General features: G+C 54.1%; 16 protein-coding genes. All 16 read left to right on the top strand.

The window, feature by feature from the left end:
• Position 1: 1 nt before the first annotated feature.
• The 16 genes from AAFH99_RS14615 to AAFH99_RS14540 all read left to right on the top strand — a co-directional run bounded on the left by AAFH99_RS14615 (position 2) and on the right by AAFH99_RS14540 (position 17832).
• On the top strand, positions 2 to 1204 hold the full coding sequence (locus tag AAFH99_RS14615) for a hypothetical protein (RefSeq protein WP_406828072.1): 1203 nt from the start codon (positions 2 to 4) through the stop codon (positions 1202 to 1204).
• A complete protein-coding gene (gene gmd, locus AAFH99_RS14610) occupies positions 1201 to 2319 on the top strand; it encodes a GDP-mannose 4,6-dehydratase (protein ID WP_406828071.1) in 1119 nt (372 codons plus the stop codon). Before AAFH99_RS14615 ends, gmd begins: the two co-directional genes overlap by 4 nt.
• Before the next feature lie 89 nt (positions 2320 to 2408).
• A complete protein-coding gene (locus tag AAFH99_RS14605; RefSeq protein ID WP_406828070.1) occupies positions 2409 to 3377 on the top strand; it encodes a GDP-L-fucose synthase family protein in 969 nt (322 codons plus the stop codon).
• 7 nt (positions 3378 to 3384) lie between these two features.
• Complete coding sequence (locus tag AAFH99_RS14600; RefSeq protein ID WP_406828069.1) at positions 3385 to 3864, top strand: GDP-mannose mannosyl hydrolase; 480 nt, start codon at positions 3385 to 3387, stop codon at positions 3862 to 3864.
• 36 nt (positions 3865 to 3900) lie between these two features.
• Complete coding sequence (locus AAFH99_RS14595) at positions 3901 to 5316, top strand: mannose-1-phosphate guanylyltransferase/mannose-6-phosphate isomerase (protein WP_406828068.1); 1416 nt, start codon at positions 3901 to 3903, stop codon at positions 5314 to 5316.
• A gap of 24 nt (positions 5317 to 5340) precedes the next feature.
• On the top strand, positions 5341 to 6660 hold the full coding sequence (locus AAFH99_RS14590) for an oligosaccharide flippase family protein (RefSeq protein WP_406828067.1): 1320 nt from the start codon (positions 5341 to 5343) through the stop codon (positions 6658 to 6660).
• 114 nt (positions 6661 to 6774) lie between these two features.
• The gene (locus AAFH99_RS14585) at positions 6775 to 7161 is read left to right on the top strand and encodes a hypothetical protein (protein ID WP_406828066.1); all 387 of its coding nucleotides are present in this window, start codon (positions 6775 to 6777) and stop codon (positions 7159 to 7161) included.
• Between the two features lie 256 nt (positions 7162 to 7417).
• Positions 7418 to 8827, top strand: a complete 1410-nt coding sequence (locus AAFH99_RS14580; RefSeq protein WP_406828065.1) for an undecaprenyl-phosphate glucose phosphotransferase — start codon at positions 7418 to 7420, stop codon at positions 8825 to 8827.
• Between the two features lie 183 nt (positions 8828 to 9010).
• Entirely contained in the window at positions 9011 to 10210 is a 1200-nt protein-coding gene (locus AAFH99_RS14575) for an outer membrane beta-barrel protein (protein WP_406828064.1), read from the top strand.
• Between the two features lie 43 nt (positions 10211 to 10253).
• Positions 10254 to 10820, top strand: a complete 567-nt coding sequence (locus tag AAFH99_RS14570; RefSeq protein WP_406828063.1) for a polysaccharide biosynthesis/export family protein — start codon at positions 10254 to 10256, stop codon at positions 10818 to 10820.
• 13 nt (positions 10821 to 10833) lie between these two features.
• On the top strand, positions 10834 to 13125 hold the full coding sequence (locus AAFH99_RS14565) for a GumC family protein (RefSeq protein ID WP_406828062.1): 2292 nt from the start codon (positions 10834 to 10836) through the stop codon (positions 13123 to 13125).
• Positions 13122 to 13847: a tyrosine-protein phosphatase gene (locus AAFH99_RS14560; RefSeq protein WP_406828061.1), complete on the top strand. Its 726-nt coding sequence runs from the start codon at positions 13122 to 13124 to the stop codon at positions 13845 to 13847. Before AAFH99_RS14565 ends, AAFH99_RS14560 begins: the two co-directional genes overlap by 4 nt.
• 46 nt (positions 13848 to 13893) lie before the next feature.
• The gene (locus tag AAFH99_RS14555; protein WP_406828060.1) at positions 13894 to 14700 is read left to right on the top strand and encodes a VpsP family polysaccharide biosynthesis protein; all 807 of its coding nucleotides are present in this window, start codon (positions 13894 to 13896) and stop codon (positions 14698 to 14700) included.
• 152 nt (positions 14701 to 14852) lie between these two features.
• Positions 14853 to 15191, top strand: coding sequence for a hypothetical protein (locus AAFH99_RS14550; protein ID WP_406828059.1), 339 nt, complete (start codon positions 14853 to 14855; stop codon positions 15189 to 15191).
• A gap of 3 nt (positions 15192 to 15194) precedes the next feature.
• Positions 15195 to 15665 carry a hypothetical protein gene (locus AAFH99_RS14545; protein WP_406828058.1) on the top strand — a complete coding sequence of 157 codons (471 nt, stop codon included), beginning with the start codon at positions 15195 to 15197 and terminating at the stop codon, positions 15663 to 15665.
• A 406-nt stretch (positions 15666 to 16071) separates the two neighbouring features.
• Entirely contained in the window at positions 16072 to 17832 is a 1761-nt protein-coding gene (locus tag AAFH99_RS14540) for a DEAD/DEAH box helicase (RefSeq protein ID WP_406828057.1), read from the top strand.
• Positions 17833 to 18052 lie beyond the last annotated feature (220 nt).

Here is an 18052-nt window from a genome sequence, read left to right as displayed (position 1 = left end):
TGTGATGTTTTTGACCTCTACTAAATCTATTTTCTTGTCGTTTTTGGCTCTTGCTATTTCTGCTTTTTACATTCTCGACCCTTCGGATGCCGCTTGGGGTGCGGATAATTTTTCCATTTTGAAATATTTACCATATGTGTTGTGTGGTTTTTCCGTTCTATTGTGCTTTCTTATCGGTGAGGTAGTTAGAAAGGTAAATGTTTGGCAGGCGCTGGTTTCTATTTTGTTTTTCTGGATGTTTTCGGGTGCGTTAATCACGTTGAGCAGAGGTGTTAATGTCGAAGAGTCGTATTTAGGCCGATCTCTTGCGATATTCCCCTTCTTGGCGGGAGCGCTTGCGGTTGGCCATCCAGTATTTGAGCGCTATTTGTCAGCTTTGGTTAAATATGTTTTGGTACCGTTTTCGATTTTAGTTTTTTTTATGCTGCTTTTTTGGCAGTTAGGTTTCCGGGTGGTTGATGAGAAGCATATATATCATGAGGAAATTTTTGTTTTTTCCGCGTCGTCAGTTTTTCTGCTTTCTAGATCAAAATTGTTGTCGTTCGGCTTTTGGCTTTCTGTGGTGCTGTTGTGTCTTCCTTTGTTGACGTTCAAAAATACTGGGTTCATTGTTTTTCTGCTTAATGTGGCTATGTTTGTTGTCGTGCTCGAGTCCAAGCGATTCGACAATGTTTATGCTCGATATTTTATTGTTGTTTTCAATAGGCTTGCTCCAGTTGTTTTCCTAGGTTCTCTCGTGGCGATTTATTTTGTGTATCAAGATTATATGCCGAGTGGTAGCCCTGAAGTCCGGTTGAAGACATATGAAATGAGGTTTCTACAGTTTCGAGATAGCCCATACTGGGGGCAGTTCTTCTCGGAGTCGCCTTTGATAGAGTTGGATACTCGATGGGGGGCTATTTTAGTTCCTAGTCACGCTGATTTTTTAGACTTACTGGCTGCTGGCGGAATTTTGGCAGTGATCTTGCTCTTTATCCCCTTTGGTATGGTCTTATCTAAATGCCGAGTAATCATGTCGAATAGTTGTTCGGCTATAACGACTTTCATGATTTTTATTTTAGCGTCAGGGTTTTTGGTGATGGTGTTTAATCCAGTGTTGAATCAGCCAAAGCTCGCTATTTGGTTCTGGTTTGCTTTTGGGGCTTTGCTAGGTGTCAAATGCAGAGAAATTAATTTATCGCAAATGAACGAGACTTATAAATGAGAAAGGTTGCACTAATTACTGGAATAACTGGCCAGGATGGTTCTTATCTTGCAGAATTTCTGCTTGAAAAGGGATATGAGGTTCACGGTATTAAGCGCCGCGCTTCTTCCTTTAACACCGATCGCATCGACCATATTTACCAGGACCCGCACGAGCCAAATCCTCGCCTTAAGCTCCATTATGGCGACTTGAGTGATACCTCTAACCTGACGCGTATCCTGCGTGAAGTACAGCCGGATGAGGTTTACAACCTCGGTGCTCAGAGCCACGTTGCGGTTTCATTCGAGGCTCCCGAATACACAGCAGATGTGGATGCCATGGGTACCCTTCGCTTGCTCGAAGCCATCCGCTTTTTGGGCCTGGAAAAGAAGACCCGTTTCTATCAGGCTTCCACATCCGAGCTGTATGGTCTGGTGCAGGAAATCCCCCAGAAGGAAACCACCCCTTTCCATCCGCGTTCTCCCTACGCAGTAGCAAAAATGTACGCTTACTGGATCACCGTGAACTATCGGGAGTCCTACGGTATGTACGCCTGTAACGGTATCCTGTTCAATCACGAATCTCCCCGCCGTGGTGAGACCTTTGTTACCCGTAAAATTACGCGTGGTTTAGCGAATATCGCTCAGGGCCTGGAGAAGTGCCTGTACATGGGCAATATGGACGCGCTGCGCGATTGGGGGCACGCCAAAGATTACGTCCGTATGCAGTGGATGATGTTGCAGCAGGAGCAGGCGGAAGATTTCGTTATTGCTACCGGTAAGCAGATTTCTGTACGTGAGTTCATCCGCCTGAGTGCTGCTGAGCTTGGTATCAAGTTGGCCTTTACCGGTAAGGGAGAAGCGGAAGTCGCCACTGTTGTTGAAATCGAAGGTGATAAGGCGCCAGGTATTAGCGTTGGTGATGTGATTGTTAAGGTTGACCCGCGTTACTTCCGTCCCGCGGAGGTGGAAACACTACTGGGTGATCCCTCCAAGGCGAAAGAGAAATTGAGTTGGGTTCCTGAGATTACCGTGGAAGAAATGTGTGCGGAGATGGTTGCGCACGATTTGGATCAGGCCAAGCGTCATGCACTGCTTAAAGAGCATGGGTTTGATATTAGTGTTGCTGTGGAATAAGTGGGACTCTTGGAGTCTTGGGGAGCTGGATCCCGGATCAAGTCCGGGATGACGATGAATGAATTCAGAATTTTAGATTGAGTTTCTGTATGTCTGAGAAGAAACGAGTATTTGTAGCCGGCCACCGTGGGATGGTGGGGTCGGCTATTGTGCGGCAGTTGGAGAATGATCCCGCAGTTGAGGTGGTTGTGCGTACACGTGCGGAGTTGGATCTGGTCAGCCAGCAGGCGGTTGCGGATTTCTTTGCGCAGGAAAACATCGATCAGGTTTATCTGGCGGCGGCCAAGGTCGGCGGTATTGTGGCGAACAATACTTACCCGGCCGAGTTTATTTATGAAAACCTGATGATCGAGTGCAACATTATTCACGCTGCGCACATGGCCGGTGTACAGGAACTGTTGTTCTTAGGTTCCTCCTGTATTTATCCGAAACTGGCCGAGCAACCTATGAGTGAGGCCGCGTTGCTTACCGGTGTTTTGGAACCCACCAATGAGCCCTATGCCATAGCAAAAATTGCCGGTATCAAACTGTGTGAATCCTATAACCGCCAGTACGGACGGGATTATCGCAGTGTTATGCCGACTAATCTGTACGGTGAAAACGATAACTTTCACCCGCAAAACTCTCATGTTATCCCGGCGCTGATGCGCCGCTTCCACGAAGCCAAGCTCGCCGGTGATACCGAAGTGGTGGTGTGGGGTAGCGGAAAGCCCATGCGCGAGTTCCTGCATGTGGATGATATGGCGGCAGCCAGCGTGCATGTGATGAGCTTGCCACAATCGCAGTATCTGTCATGTACTGAGCCGATGTTATCTCACATAAATGTGGGTACGGGGGAAGACTGCACTATTCGGGAGCTGGCGGAAACCATGGCGAAAGTGGTGGGTTTTGAAGGCAAGATCACTTTTGATGCGACCAAGCCAGATGGCGCTCCGCGCAAACTGATGAATGTGAGCCGCCTAGCAGACCTGGGTTGGCGCTATTCTGTCTGTCTGGAGCAGGGCCTGGCTGATACCTACCAATGGTTTCTGGCACACCAGACTGATTTCCGGGGTTGATGCCGTTATGGCAAAGAAATTACCTCGGGAAATATTCAAAACGGTGGTGTCTTCCACACCGCTGGTTTCCATCGATCTCGTAGTGCGAAATGACCTCGGTGAAATTCTGCTTGGTGAGCGCCTGAACCGGCCCGCACAAGGGTGCTGGTTTGTGCCCGGTGGGCGCATTGTCAAAAATGAGTCGTTGGCCGATGCCTTCCTCCGTTTGACCGAGGAGGAATTGGGCGTTGCTGTACCGGTGGAGCAGGCCGAGTTTATTGGGCCTTTTGAACACTTTTATTCCGATAGTGTTTTTGGTGCCGCAGAGAGTGAGGGTGTCTCCACTCATTATGTGGTGTTGGGTTATTCGATAAAGCTGAATCTTGACGTCGCAGCACTGCCCAACCAACAACATGGTAACTATCGCTGGTGGCCAGAGGAATCTTTACTGGCTGATCCTTCGGTACATAAACATTCCAAGTGGTATCTGGACGCGAACGCAGATTGAAGTTACGGATAACACGCTCAACAAAGCAATGAAGATATGATCTTACCTGTAATCATGGCCGGCGGCTCCGGCACTCGCCTTTGGCCTCTATCAAGAAAACTCTATCCGAAACAGTTTCTTCCTTTAACTGGCGAAGCCAGTATGCTGCAGAACACCTGTTCGCGCCTGACGGGTATCGATTCCCAGCCACCGCTGCTGATCTGTGGGGACGATCACCGTTTTATCGTTGCCGAACAGCTGCGTGAAACCGGTGAGCCCCACAGTGGCATTCTGTTGGAGCCAGCTGGCCGCAACACGGCGCCGGCGGTTGCACTGGCAGCTTTGCGCGCCACTGCGGGCGGTAAGGAAGATCCGCTTCTTCTGGTGTTGGCGGCAGACCACGCGATCAAAGATATAGCTGCTTTCCAGGCTGCGGTTGTACGTGCAGTACCACAGGCGGAGGCGGGCAAGCTGGTGACCTTCGGTATTGTGCCCACAGCGCCGGAAACGGGTTACGGCTATATCCGTAAAGCAGGTGCACTGGACGATTCTGCGAGTGCCTTTGGTGTAGAGCAGTTTGTGGAAAAGCCGGATCTGGAGACGGCAGCGGAATACCTGCGCAGCGGAGATTTTTATTGGAATAGTGGTCTGTTCCTGTTCCGCGCGAGCCGCTACCTGGAAGAACTCGCCAAGTTCCGCCCGGATATTCTTGCGGCGTGTGAAAAGGCCATGCAGAGCGCTTCTTTCGATGTGGACTTTGTGCGCCCGGGCAGTGATGCCTTTCTGGCCTGTGCGGATGAGTCTATCGATTACGCAGTCATGGAACAGACCCGCGATGCCGTTGTGGTGCCTATGGATTGCGGCTGGAGTGATGTAGGCTCCTGGTCTGCCCTGTGGGAGGTGTCCGACAAAGATGACAATGGCAATACCGCTAAAGGCGATGTGATTCTGCAGGATAGTCGCAATTGTTTTGTGCAGAGTGACGGCAAGTTGATTGCCGCTGTCGGTCTCGATGACGTAGTGATTGTAGAGAGCGATGACGCGCTTTTGGTAGCTGCGAAAGATCGCGTGCAAGACATTAAAAAAGTCGTGGAGAAACTGAAGGCGGAGAATCGCTCAGAAGCGCAGCTGCACCGTAAGGTATACCGGCCCTGGGGTTATTACGACTCGGTAGATTGCGGTGAACGCTTCCAGGTGAAACGGATTGTGGTCAACCCCGGAGCACAGTTAAGCCTGCAAATGCACCACCACCGTGCTGAGCATTGGATTGTGGTATCCGGTACTGCCCGTGTGACTTGTGGGGAAAAGGAGTTTCTGGTGACCGAAAACCAGAGTACCTATATTCCGCTGGGTGAGGTACATCGCCTGGAAAATCCGGGCAGTATTTCTCTGGAATTAATCGAGGTGCAGTCCGGTTCCTATTTGGGTGAAGACGATATCGTAAGGCTCGAAGACCGTTACGCACGGGTCTGATTGGTAAGTGGTGGTCAGGTAATCATGTTGGCGACAATTGTGGGTCGGCTGTCTGGCCGCTATGAACTATTATTCAGTACTGGGTTGAGTCTTGCTGTTCGTCTGCTATCAGCATTCTCCGCATTCATTGCCAGCTTGGCGCTTGGCCGTCAACTCGGTGCGGCGGAGTCTGGCTACTATTTTCTCGCCTTCAGCCTTGTTACATTTATCGCTGGAGTTAGCCGCGTTGGCTTAGATAACACCGTCCTGCGATTTGTCGGAGCTGGGTTCGCGGAGCAGGGCTGGGCGTCGATTGGTGCGGTGCTCCGGCGATCCCTGTTGTTGGTTGCCTGCACTTCCCTTGCCGGCGCACTGGTACTTTATTTTGCAAGCGCGCCTCTTGCGCAGTATGTCTTCAACAAACCGGCGTTGGCGCCGGTGCTGTCTGCCATGGCGCCCGGTATTTTTGGTCTGGCGGTATTCACCATTTTGGCGATGGCACTGCAGGGGCTGCGCAGGATAGTTCTCTCTGTTACCACGCTGAATATTCTCTGTAATGTTTTCCTGATAGCGCTGTTATTTTATTGGGCACTTTCCACGGCGGTGGATGCGGCCCGAGCCTATAGTGTGGCGTCACTGCTGACTGTGCTTTTCGGGGCGGGGTGCTTGTGGTTTGTACTGCGGCAGCTGCGCGCGGTGATGCCAGACAGTGGTTCTGAGCAGATCGACTGGAGGCAGTTGTTCCGAAGCTGCATACCACTGTGGGTGGTGCTCATAATGGGGCAGCTGGTGCAGTGGTCCGGGCAGTTTATCGCCGGTGCGTTTGTATCATCTGAAGCGGTGGCGCAACTTGCAGTGGCGCAGCGCACCGCACTGCTCACCAGTTTTGTTCTGATGGCGGTGAACCTGGTTGTCGCACCGCGTTTTGCTGCCATGTCCAAGCAGGAGAAGTTCGCCGAGCTTGAAAAACTGGCCCTTACTTCGGTGAAGTTAATGGCGTTGTTTGCCTTGCCTATTGTGGCAGTGATGCTGGTGTTCCCGGAATTTTTGATGGGTCTGTTTGGTGAGGGCTTCAGTGGCGGTGCACATCTCTTGCAGATTCTGGTGATCGGTCAATTTGTGAATGTATTGACCGGCTCTGTGGGCTATTTGCTGACGATGTCTGGGCATGAGAAAGACTTCCGTAATACGGTTCTTATATCTGGGCCTGTCGCGGTGGGCCTGGCATTTGCATTGACACCAGTGTGGGGTGCAACTGGGAGTGCGGTTGCGACAGCTGTAGCTGTGGCCACGCAGAATCTGATCGCTGTGTGGCAGGTCAAACGGCGGCTGGGTTTTAACACACTCGCGGTTTGGCGTGGCTGATCCTCACTGTCATTTTCCTGTTGTTTCTCCTTGTTAATTTAGCGCCGCACATTCTTTATGTTGCGCGTCGCTAGAAGTTTGACCCTTTCGGGCTATTTAGGAGCCTTGGTGTCCGTGTTTAAAATTCGCCATCTGATGCTGCTGGCTCGCCTCCTGTTTATCGCAGTGTTGAGTGTTGCCCTGTTTGCGGGCATGAAGTCTGAGCCGGTGCCTCAATTGGTACCCCATTTTGATTTGATGTTGCATAGCGGTGCGTTTGCGCTACTTGCCGGGTTGTGGGTGTTGGGTACGGCCCGGCGGTTTTGGATAGGTGGCTTGCTTGGGCTGTTACTTTTGGGGGCGCTGCTGGAGTTTTGGCAAGGCTGGTTAATGCCCGCACGCACAGCTTCACTGGTAGATATGGCCGCAAATGGCGCCGGTGTTGTCGTGGGCGGATCGTTTGCAATTTTATTGGCCCGCTTCTTGCGTTTCTTGAGTCAGGGTTTGACGAAAATCGATTGATCTTAAGTTGACCGCTCTGTGTGTTTGTTGTGCGTTTATTGTTTTTTCTGTTGTTCTGTCACGCTGATTATGTGACCGTCGCCACGCTGGTGGCGTGATCCCGCTCCATAGTTAGAGGCCCGGATTTGGGCCCGTTTTGGGGCTGGCAGTGCATTGCGGGCGCTGCCGTGTCGACCGAGGGTTGGTTGGCTGGGGGTTATTTAGGGAAAGCTTCAAATGAAGCATTAAGGGAATAGTTTCCATGGGGGATGGAGCCGTGAAACAGGGATGGATTCGCAGCTACCAGTCTGGGTTGGCTGCTGTTTACCGCTTGCTGGATGCACTATTAATCCTTGGTACGCTGATTGTCTGTTGCCAATATTTCGAGGTCGCCGTCAGTAAAGACTGGATGATCGCCGGGCTGGTGGCTTCGGTGAGCTTCACGTTTATGGCGGAGTCGCTCAATCTCTATCGCTCCTGGCGTGCCGACAGCTACCTTCATATGTTTGGCATTACCGCTATTTCCTGGTTGGCGGTGTGTGTATTGCTGGTACTGGTGTCTTATTTTTCCAAAACTGGCCATACCTTTTCCCGCTTGGTGGTAGGGTTCTGGTATTTGGGTACCTTTGTACTGCTGAGTAGCTGGCGCTACCTGTTCCGGCAGTTTCTGTTTTACCTCCGCGCCCACGGCCACAATACCCGTTCGGCAGTGATTGTCGGTGTGACGGATTCCGGCATCCGTCTGGCTCGTGACCTGGCAAGGGAGCCACATCTGGGTATTCGCGTGAAAGGCTTTTACCGGGTGCCGGAGTCCGCTGCCTGTGGCGAGGCATCTGCTGCCGGTAACTCCGTTCCTGTATTGGGCGATCTGGATGAGGCGGTGGCGGCGGCGAAGGCGGGCGAGCTGGACCTGGTCTATATCACTCTGCCCATGCGTGAAGAGTTGCGTATTGCAGAGATTCTGCACGCCTTTGCCGACAGCACCGTTACCGTGCATGTGGCAACAGACCTCTTTGTAAATAATCTGCTGCATGCGCGCTTTTATCAGGTCGGTGGTACCAGTCTGCTCAGTGTGCACGATACTCCGATCGAGGGTATTAACAGCTGGTTAAAGCGTATGGAAGACCTGGTTCTGTCTTCATTGATTCTGTTATTGATCTCCCCACTGATGCTGGTGATCGCCGCGGCGGTCAAGCTCACTTCCAAAGGGCCGGTGATTTTCAAGCAGCACCGCTACGGCCTGGATGGGCGGCCGATCAAGGTGTGGAAATTCCGCTCCATGACCACTCAGGACAATGGCGACAAGGTGGTGCAGGCGAAGAAAGGGGATACCCGCATTACGCCGGTGGGCGCCTTCTTGCGCCGCACGTCACTGGATGAGCTGCCGCAATTTATCAATGTGTTGCAGGGCCGCATGAGTATTGTGGGTCCGCGCCCGCACGCAGTTGCACACAACGAGCAGTACCGTGCCGTTGTGAATGGCTACATGCTGCGCCACAAGGTTAAGCCGGGCATTACCGGTTGGGCGCAGGTAAATGGCTGGCGTGGCGAGACCGACACGGTTGAAAAAATGAGCAAGCGTGTGGAGCACGATCTGCAATACATCCGCAACTGGTCGCTCTGGCTGGATATCCGGATTGTATGGATGACCTTGTTTAAGGGCTTTGTGAGCAGCAATGCCTATTGATACGGGGCGCCACGTTTGGGCCGTACTTACATAGTGGATTTCATTGTTTTGTGATATTGTTCGGCGCTTTGTGTGACCCGTGTCACACTGCGTCGCGAGCCGGAGTTGCTCGAAAGGGGAGCGAAGCCTGTTGGGGAAAGGACATAGGCTTCAAAAATAATTTCAGACCATTGGAAAGGAAACATGACCAAGCTTAATTTGTCTGCGGCTGTATTTATGATCACCAGCCTGGGTGCGGGCACTGCATTGGCACAAACGGAGGCTGCTGCGGTGAAGCTGGGCAGCGGGGTGAATTTTACACCAACTCTGAACTTCGACCTGCAACAGGACGACAACGTTACCAGTGTCGAAGAAGGCGAGATTGAGAGCCTGGTGGCGGTCATCAACCCTAACTTCCTGCTGTCTGCGGACGACGGCGTTTCCGCGTATATGGTCAATTACTCACTGCTGCGCGGTGAGTACTTCGATAGTGAAGAAGATAACTACACCGATCATTTTCTTTCTGGCGAAGCCGCCTGGGAACTGAATGTCCGCAACCGTTTGGCAGTGGCGGCCAGCTTTTCCGATGGTCACGAGCCTCGCGGTACCGGTTTTTCACAAGGTGCTGGCAACGCGCAAAACGAGCCGGATCGTTACCAGAGCAATGACGTAAACGCGACCTATGTGTTTGGTGCGGCCACTGCCAAAGGCCAACTGGAGCTGCAACTGGGTACTGCGGATACAGATTACGAAGGCGGCATGCGCACCGCTGGCCGCGATCGCGGTACCGATTACGGTTCCATCGCGTTCAACTATAACGCCGGTGGTAAAACCAAGTTACTGGCCGAAGTCGGCCGCCGTGAGCTGGGTTACGAGTACACCGCTGTCGGTAACGAGACGCTGGACAGTGCGGAAATGCGCTACCAGGTGGGTGTAACCTGGGAAGGTACCGCCAAGACCACTGGTACCGCGAAAGTCGGTCTGCGTACCAAAGATTTTGTGAGCCCCGAGCGTAAAGACTACACCGGCCCGGCCTGGGAAGTGGGTGTGCGTTGGACCCCGAAAGAGTACAGTGCCTTTGACTTCAACACCGCGCGCCGCAGTGATGAAACCAGTGGTGTGGGCAATTTTATTGATGTGGAAAGTTATACCCTGAGCTGGCACCACGCATGGGCGGATCGCCTTTCCAGCCAGGTAACTCTGGACCACTCCATCAATGATTATCAGGGTGCAAATGTTGAGCGTGTGGAGGATATCAATACCGGTACCCTGCGCTTTAACTACCAGATGCAACGCTGGTTGGCATTTAACGCTGGTTTCATTGTTTCCGACAAGGAATCCACTGCAGCCGGTTTCAGCTACGACAAAAACGTAACCTTTATTGGCCTGCAGGCGTCCCTGTAATTGGTAGTAAAGTAGAAAAAACGACTATTTGATCGGTAATTTTATGGGTATTTTTACCTCATTTCTGCAGCGCGTTTTTCGCGCTGCTGTTGTGTTGGCGGTTTGTGCTTTTACTTCTGCAGTGATTGCGCAAAGTGATCTGAAAACGGTGGGTGATTATCAGCTGGGCTCTGGAGACAAGATTCAGATCAGTGTCTACGGGGAAGAAGACCTGACCCTGGAAACCACCCTCAGTGACAGCGGTGTAATTAATTACCCGTTTCTGGGTGAACTGAAAGTGGTTGGCCTGACGGTATCCAGCCTTGAAGCGGTGATTGTGAATGGTTTAAAACCGGATTACCTGATTAACCCGAATGTGCACGTTTCTATTCTGGAGTACCGTCCTTTCTTTATTAATGGAGAGGTGGAAAAGCCGGGCGGCTATCCATTCCAGCCGGGGCTGACCATCAGTAAAGCGGCGGCACTGGCCCAGGGGTTCACCGAGCGGGCTTCCTATAACAAGATTTTTATTATCCGTGGCGACGACGCGAGTCAATCCCGGGAGAAAGCGGAGCTGAATACGCTGCTGCGCCCTGGGGATATCGTCACTGTCGAGCAGAGTTTCTTCTGAGGTAGTCGTAGCCATGAATGCACATTCCAATATGGGTAACCTGAACAATCAGGAGCGACTGCTTCAGGAAGACGTTATCGACCTGCGCCAGTACTGGCGCATTGTGGATCGCTTCAAGTGGCGCATTGCTGCGCTGTCGATCGCGGTGACCATGCTTACCGCCATGGTGGTATTTTCCATGACCCCCAAATATCAGGCCACGGCGACCCTGATGATTGAGGCGGAGCAGGCCAAGGCGTTGTCGATCGAAGAGGTGTATGGGCTGGATTCCAGCCGCAAGGAATACTTCCTCACCCAGTTTGAAATTCTGAAGTCCAAGCGCATCGCCGAGCGTGTCGTGGAACAGATGGGGCTTACCACCCATCCGGAATTTGATCCGGAACAGCAGGAAGGCGGATTTAGCCTTCGCTCTCTGCTGCCCTTTCTTTCCCAGGCGGAGCCACTGACCGAAGAGGAAGCGGCACAGCTGAAATTGCAGCAGGTCACCGATGCTTTTGTTGAGCGTTTGAGTATCTCGCCGGTGCGTAACACCCAGCTGGTAAAAATCAGCTTTGAGTCGGAGTCCCCCAAGCTCGCGGCAAATATTGCCAACAAGGTGGCCGAGGTCTACATCAACAGCCATCTGGAAGCCAAACTGGAAATGACCCAGCAAGCCACCAGCTGGTTGAACAGCCGTCTGGATGGATTGCGGGTAAAGTTGGAAGAGTCTGAAGCGCGCCTGCAAGCATTCCAGGAGGCCGAGGGCCTGGTGGATGTGGAAGGTGTACGCGGTCTGGCGCGGCAGGAGCTGAACGAAATTACCGAGCAGCTGCTGGCCGCGCGGAAAGAACTGAAGCAGGCGGCAAGTATCCGCGAACTGGTGACCGTGCGAGGCTCCGATGTGAATGCCCTGGCGAGCCTGCCGGAAGTGCTGAACCACAGTGTGATTCAGGATGTGAAGCGCGCGGAAGTGGAAGCTTCCCGCAAGGTTTCTGAACTCGCCCGCCGTTACGGCCCCAAACACCCGAAAATGATCGCAGCCAATGATCAGTTGGCGTCTGTGGAATCCAAGCTACAGAGTGAAGTTCGCCAGCTGGTGGCCGGTATTGAAAGTGAGTACCAGGCGGCACTGTCGAACGAGCGCGCGCTGCAACAGGAACTGAACGATGCCAAGGCCGAGTTTCAGGTGGTTTCTCGCAAGGAGACCCGTTATCAGGAACTTAAGCGCGATGCGGACGTAAACCGTCAGCTGTACAACGCTTTCCTGACGCGTTTTAAAGAAACCAGCGAAACGTCCAGTTTCGAAGCGGCAAACGCGCGTGTTGTCGATCCGGCTGTTGCGCCGCGCCAGCCGTCCAAGCCGAAGAAGAGTTTGATCGTGGCCCTGGCCATGGTAGTCAGCGCGATGATGGGTGTCATGCTGGCTTTCCTGTTTGAAGCGCTGAACGACGGAGTGCGCAACCCGGACGATGTGGAAAACAAACTGTCTCAGCGCATGATCGGTCTGTTGCCTTGGGTCGATCATGAAAAAGGTGAGCGCCTGGGGCTGCGCACCTTCTTCGAGAGTGGTCGGCATCAGTTCTCTGAAGCGGTACGCACACTGCGGACCAGTTTGGTGCTTTCGCATCTGGAAAAACCGGCCAAGATTATCTCTGTGACGTCATCGGTTCCTGGAGAAGGTAAAACTACGGTTTCTGAAAACCTGGCGTTCTCTCTGGTTCAGATGGAAAAGGTACTGCTGATTGATGCGGACATGCGTCGTCCGTCGGTGGGTAAGGATTTTGGCTTGCCGGTATACCAGCCGGGCCTTTCCAACCTGATTGCCGGCAGCGCGACAGTGGATGAGTGCGTTTTTCACGATGAGCAGAGCGGCCTGGACGTTATTCCCGCCGGTGCCGTGCCGCCCAATCCGCAAGAACTGCTGGCTTCGCCGCGATTTGCGCAGGTGTTGGAGTCCCTCAGCGAAACCTACGATCGGATCATTCTGGACACCGCGCCTTCGCAGGTTGTGAGTGATGCTCTGGTGGTTTCCCGTGTTGCAGACTCCATGTTGTATGTGGTGAAGTCTGACAGTACGCGCCAGAAGATCATTACCGACGGTATCGGTCGCCTGCTGCAAGTTGGCGCCAAGCTCGATGGCGTGGTGCTGAACCAGGTGGACACGACTTCCAAAGCCAGTGGCTACGGTGAATATTACGGCTACTACGGCGGTCGTTACGGCTATGGCGTGGAAGAGGGTTTGGAGCAAGGCGAAAGCGCTGCGCCTGTAACCGTATCTGCGACGGCCAGTAAATCGTCTGAAGAGAAAAACTTCGAGCCCGCATGATCGACCTGCATTGCCATTTGCTACCGGGCATCGATGACGGTGCCCGGGACCTGGATCAGTCACTGATCCTGGCCCGCGCCGCGGTGGCCGATGGCATCACCCATGTGGTCGCTACCCCCCACATTCACCCCGGTCGTTTTCCCAATACCCTCGCCACCATCACCAAAGCTTTCCGCACGCTGCAAGCGGTGCTGAAGGAGCAGGGCATTCCTCTGAAGCTGGGAATGGCCGCAGAGATTCGCCTTTCCGAAGAAATCCTGAATATGGTGATGCTGAAGCAGGTTCCGTTTTTGGGAGAGTGGGAAGGGGACCGGGTCCTGTTGCTGGAATTGCCCCATAGCCATATCCCCCCGGGAACCGAGCAGCTGATCCGCTGGCTGATCAAACAGAAAATCCGCCCGATGATTGCACACCCGGAGCGCAACAAAGATGTGATTCGGGATTTCAGCAAGGTTCTGCCGCTGGTGCGAGAGGGGTGTTTGTTTCAGGTGACTTCCGGTGCGGTCATTGGTCAGTTTGGTGAGCCCGCACAGCAGCGGGCCATCGAGTTGCTGGAACGGAATCTGGTGACCATCCTTGCCACAGACGCCCACCACGAAGTGCGCCGACCACCAATCTTGAAAGCTGGCCGGCAGGCCGCTGCAGAAATTGTCGGTGACGAGAAGTCCTGGCAACTGGTGCGGGATAATCCGGGTAAAATAGCGGGTGTTCACTTCGCCTAACGGAAGTGAATTCTTACTAACTGCCAGCTTTCAAGAGCCGGGTGCCATGAATCAGACAAGTTACGTGGATCAGACGCTGTCGAGCCAAACCGAACCCGGCACGCGCCGCCGTCGGCGTCGATCCCGCCGGCGTTCAGGTCTGGCGTCGCGCATAGTGTCCACAGTCTGGCCTGCAGAACGCAGCCTCACGGTGCGGGCTGCCTCTTGGCTGGCCATCATTCTTCTGATATCGCTCAGTTTTTTTGCTGCCCGTTATGGTCTGGCGCACCTGGAAGTACTACGGGTGGAAAATCAGCTGCGCTACTGGCAGAAGCTGGGCAAGGTCCCATCGCCGGCTTCTCTGAATACCACGCTGGCGGCCATCGAGCGCGCCAACGGATTGCACCCGGATAATCCCTATCAGCTTACCTTGCAGGCCAGAATTCTGGAGTGGCGTGCGTACAACAATGGCCAGGTCATCGAGCAAGATTACCGTCAGGCGCTCGCGCTCTATAAAGAAGCCACAACCCTGCGCCCAATATGGCCAGAGTCCTGGGCAGAAATGGCCCAGGTAAAGGTGCGCCTGAACGAGTTCGACGCCGAACTGGATCAGATCCTGACGAAAGCCGACCAGCTGGGTCCCTACACCCCGGCAGTTCACTTGGTAGTAGCCCAGTCCAACTTCCCCCGTATAGCGCGCCTTCGGCCCGAGCAGTTATCACTGTTGCAAACACACACCGTACGTGGCGTACAGGATCACCGGTCACGCAAGCAGGTGATCGCACTGGTGGAGCGGTATGGTGCTGAAGCGCAGGCTTGTGAATGGTGGTCTGTAGCGAATTTGAACATCACCGTGAACACCTGCCCCGAATAACCATCCCCGAATAACTATCCCACCCGGCCAACCTAGTTGCGCGTTGCCGGATCGCGTTAGGTGTAGACCCCACACCTATTGCTACAGGTTGTAGCCATACCTATGCACATTGTGGCAATATGGCCACAACCTGTGGCCATGGAGCAACTTCTGTGAACCCCATTCTTGAAGCCCTTTTTGGCAGCCGATCCGCCGCGCAGGCGTTATTGTTTCTGCAAAATTACGGGGAAGGATACGCGCGTAGGATTGCGGTGACCTTCGGCGTGTCTCACATGGCTATCCAGCGGCAATTGCTGCGCCTTGAAGCGGAGGGTGTACTGGTTAGTCGAGAGATAGGCAAAACCCGAATGTTCACCTGGAACCCTCGCAGCGCCACAGTGCGGGATTTGCGCAAGTTCCTTGAGGCCGAGTTGGAGCGCCTGCCGCAAGAAGTAACCCAAGAATATTTCCGTCAACGCCAGAGACCACGCCGCACCGGAAAGGAGCTTTAGCTTATGGCCATTGATGCGAATACGCCTGCTGAAGAATTGGCTGCGATAGTGAGCCAGGTTCTTGAGGCCGCGGGGATTAAAGCCACTTTATCCGGTGGTGGCGCGGTCAGTATTTATTCTGACAACAAATACAAGTCAAAAGATCTGGATTTCGTGACGTCAGAGAGACGAGATCAGCTGTCTTCAGCATTGGCTCCACTCGGGGTTCATCTGGCAAGTGATAGGCGACACTTCACCCACCCAGATACCGACTTGTTTCTGGAGTTTCCAGGGGCTCCCTTGGAGTTTGGCAGTCGAATGGTTCAGCATGATGAAATTCCGAAACTGGATACTCTGTGGGGACCACTTCGGGTTATAACGCCAACGCTGTATGTAATGATCGACTGGCAGCCTTTTGGCACTGGAATGATCGTCAGTCCTGGGATCAGGCCGTCCTGGTGGCCAGCCATAGATCGGTGGATTATGCGGAACTAATGGCCTATGCAAGGGAAGAGGGTGCCGATTCCCGGGACATAGAAAAACTACGGAAGCAGGCGAGTAGGAAGTTGAAGGGATAGTAATTACTCGTCATCTCGGCGCAGAGCCTGTGTCGGACTTGATTCGGTCAAAAAATAAACTGGCAGTCTGCTGTCAAACTGGTAGACTGCGCAGCCTTTTGTTCCCCCAGCCCTGATGTGGCCACTAGCGGGGCAAAAGATGTATTGGGTAACAGACCTCCTCGCCACAGGCCCCTGTCTCAGAGTTGAAAAAGCTTGAAATAGCCGGTGCTATTAATGGGCTTCTTCGCCTTGCCCAGCAATCCTCCGCCGTGCGCTATGGTTACCCTTGATGGGTCCTGTGGCCCGGCCCGGCCTCCATGTATATTCAAGTGAACTCCAATATGACCGATACCCCCACGGCCACTGGTTTTGACCAGTTGGGCCTGCCCGCTGAAATTTTCGACGCTGTCACAAAACTTGGCTACGAAACCCCGTCCCCCATCCAGGCGCAGACTATTCCGTCACTCCTGGAAGGCCGCGACGTATTGGGCCAGGCACAGACAGGAACGGGCAAAACAGCGGCATTTGCGCTCCCTCTGCTGGCGAGCCTCGACCTGAAAAACAAGCGCCCCCAGGCTCTGGTACTGGCGCCAACCCGTGAACTGGCCATCCAGGTGGCGGAAGCCTGCCAGTCCTATGCGGCCAATCTGAAAGGTTTCCACGTTGCGCCGATTTACGGCGGCGCGGATTACCGCGGCCAGATCCAGCAACTGAAGCGCGGTGTGCAGCTGGTCGTGGGTACTCCCGGCCGGGTCATGGACCATATGCGCAAGGGCACCCTGGATCTGTCTAGCCTGAAGACCCTGGTGCTCGATGAAGCCGACGAAATGCTGCGTATGGGCTTTATCGACGACGTGGAATGGGTACTGGAGCAGATCCCGGACGAGCGCCAGATTGCGCTGTTCTCCGCCACCATGCCCCGCGAGATCGCCAAGATCGCCCGCGACCACCTGGACAATCCGGTGGACGTGAAGATCAAGGTGAAAACCGAGACTGCCGATACCATCCGCCAGCGCTACTGGCCGGTAGGTGGCCTCCACAAGATGGATGCGCTGACCCGGATTCTGGAAGCCGAGCCGGTAGATGGCACCATCATTTTTGTGCGCACCAAGAACGCTACAGTGGAGATCGCCGACAAGCTCGCGGCGCGGGGTTTTGCCAGTGCTGCCCTGAACGGGGATATGGCTCAGAACCTGCGTGAGCAGGTGATTGATAAGCTGAAAAAAGGCCGCCTGGATATCGTGGTGGCCACCGACGTGGCGGCCCGTGGTCTGGATGTGAAGCGCATCAGTCACGTGATCAACTACGACATCCCCTACGATACCGAAGCCTATATTCACCGCATTGGCCGTACCGGTCGTGCCGGCCGTGAGGGCGATGCCATTCTGTTTGTGGCCCCTCGCGAGCGCCGTATGCTGCGGGTGATCGAAAAGGCCACCAAAAAGCCCATTGAGCGCCTGGAGCTGCCCACTGCGAAAGCGGTAAACGCCTCGCGCATGGAGAAATTCCGCCAGCGTATTTCCGACACGCTGCAGGGTGACGGCGACCTGGCGCCGTTCCGTGATCTGGTGGATCAGTATCTGTCTGAGAATGAAGTGGATCCGCTGGACGTGGCTGCGGCCCTTGCCGCCATGGCCCAGGGCGATCAGCCACTGTTACTGGACGAGCGCGAACCCAAACAGCGCGACTTTAATGATCGCGATGACCGCCGTGGCGACCGCGATGATCGCAAACACAACAAGCGCGAGCGAAAGCCTTTCGACAAAGAAAAGCACGTTGGCCCGCCGGATGAAGGCAAAGAGCGCTTCCGTATCGACGTCGGCCGCGAACACGGCGTGCGTCCCGGTAGCGTGGTGGGCGCCATCGCCAACGAAGTGGATCTGGACAGCTCCTACATCGGCCGCATCGAGATCTACCCGGACTACACCACTGTGGACCTGCCGGAAGGCATGCCCAAAGAGATCTTCCAGCACCTGAAAAAAGTGCGCGTAAACGGCCGCCCGATGAATATCTCCAAGTTCGCGGAGCAGGGCGGCAGCGGTAAGGGCGGCAAGCCGCCGTTCGAGGCCAAGAAACGCAAGCCGAAAAAACCGCGGGATTAAGCCTCAAGCGTCATGCCGGCGAATGCCGGTATCCAGGGAAGCGAAGCTCCGCACTTCGAGTCATCTGGATCCCGGATCAAGTCCGGGATGACGCGCTCCCGTCATGCCGCAGGCTCCCGTCATGCCGGTGAAGGCCGGTATCGAGGGAAGCGAAGCTCCGCACTTCGAGTCATCTGGATCCCGGATCAAGTCCGGGATGACGCGCTCGCGTCATGCCGCA

This window comes from Microbulbifer sp. ARAS458-1, assembly GCF_045348205.1.
Lineage (GTDB): Bacteria > Pseudomonadota > Gammaproteobacteria > Pseudomonadales > Cellvibrionaceae > Microbulbifer.
Note: the sequence above shows the minus strand (reverse complement) of the source record. Positions and strands in the feature narration are given on the sequence as shown.

What these genes read in the sequence shown, in the direction of transcription:
- gmd (WP_406828071.1), top strand. Translation starts at nt 1,201, where the DNA reads ATGAGAAAGGTTGCACTAATTACTGGAATAACTGGCCAGGATGGTTCT.
- AAFH99_RS14605 (WP_406828070.1), top strand. Translation starts at nt 2,409, where the DNA reads ATGTCTGAGAAGAAACGAGTATTTGTAGCCGGCCACCGTGGGATGGTG.
- AAFH99_RS14600 (WP_406828069.1), top strand. Translation starts at nt 3,385, where the DNA reads ATGGCAAAGAAATTACCTCGGGAAATATTCAAAACGGTGGTGTCTTCC.
- AAFH99_RS14595 (WP_406828068.1), top strand. Translation starts at nt 3,901, where the DNA reads ATGATCTTACCTGTAATCATGGCCGGCGGCTCCGGCACTCGCCTTTGG.
- AAFH99_RS14590 (WP_406828067.1), top strand. Translation starts at nt 5,341, where the DNA reads ATGTTGGCGACAATTGTGGGTCGGCTGTCTGGCCGCTATGAACTATTA.
- AAFH99_RS14575 (WP_406828064.1), top strand. Translation starts at nt 9,011, where the DNA reads ATGACCAAGCTTAATTTGTCTGCGGCTGTATTTATGATCACCAGCCTG.
- AAFH99_RS14570 (WP_406828063.1), top strand. Translation starts at nt 10,254, where the DNA reads ATGGGTATTTTTACCTCATTTCTGCAGCGCGTTTTTCGCGCTGCTGTT.
- AAFH99_RS14565 (WP_406828062.1), top strand. Translation starts at nt 10,834, where the DNA reads ATGAATGCACATTCCAATATGGGTAACCTGAACAATCAGGAGCGACTG.
- AAFH99_RS14560 (WP_406828061.1), top strand. Translation starts at nt 13,122, where the DNA reads ATGATCGACCTGCATTGCCATTTGCTACCGGGCATCGATGACGGTGCC.
- AAFH99_RS14555 (WP_406828060.1), top strand. Translation starts at nt 13,894, where the DNA reads ATGAATCAGACAAGTTACGTGGATCAGACGCTGTCGAGCCAAACCGAA.
- AAFH99_RS14545 (WP_406828058.1), top strand. Translation starts at nt 15,195, where the DNA reads ATGGCCATTGATGCGAATACGCCTGCTGAAGAATTGGCTGCGATAGTG.
- AAFH99_RS14540 (WP_406828057.1), top strand. Translation starts at nt 16,072, where the DNA reads ATGACCGATACCCCCACGGCCACTGGTTTTGACCAGTTGGGCCTGCCC.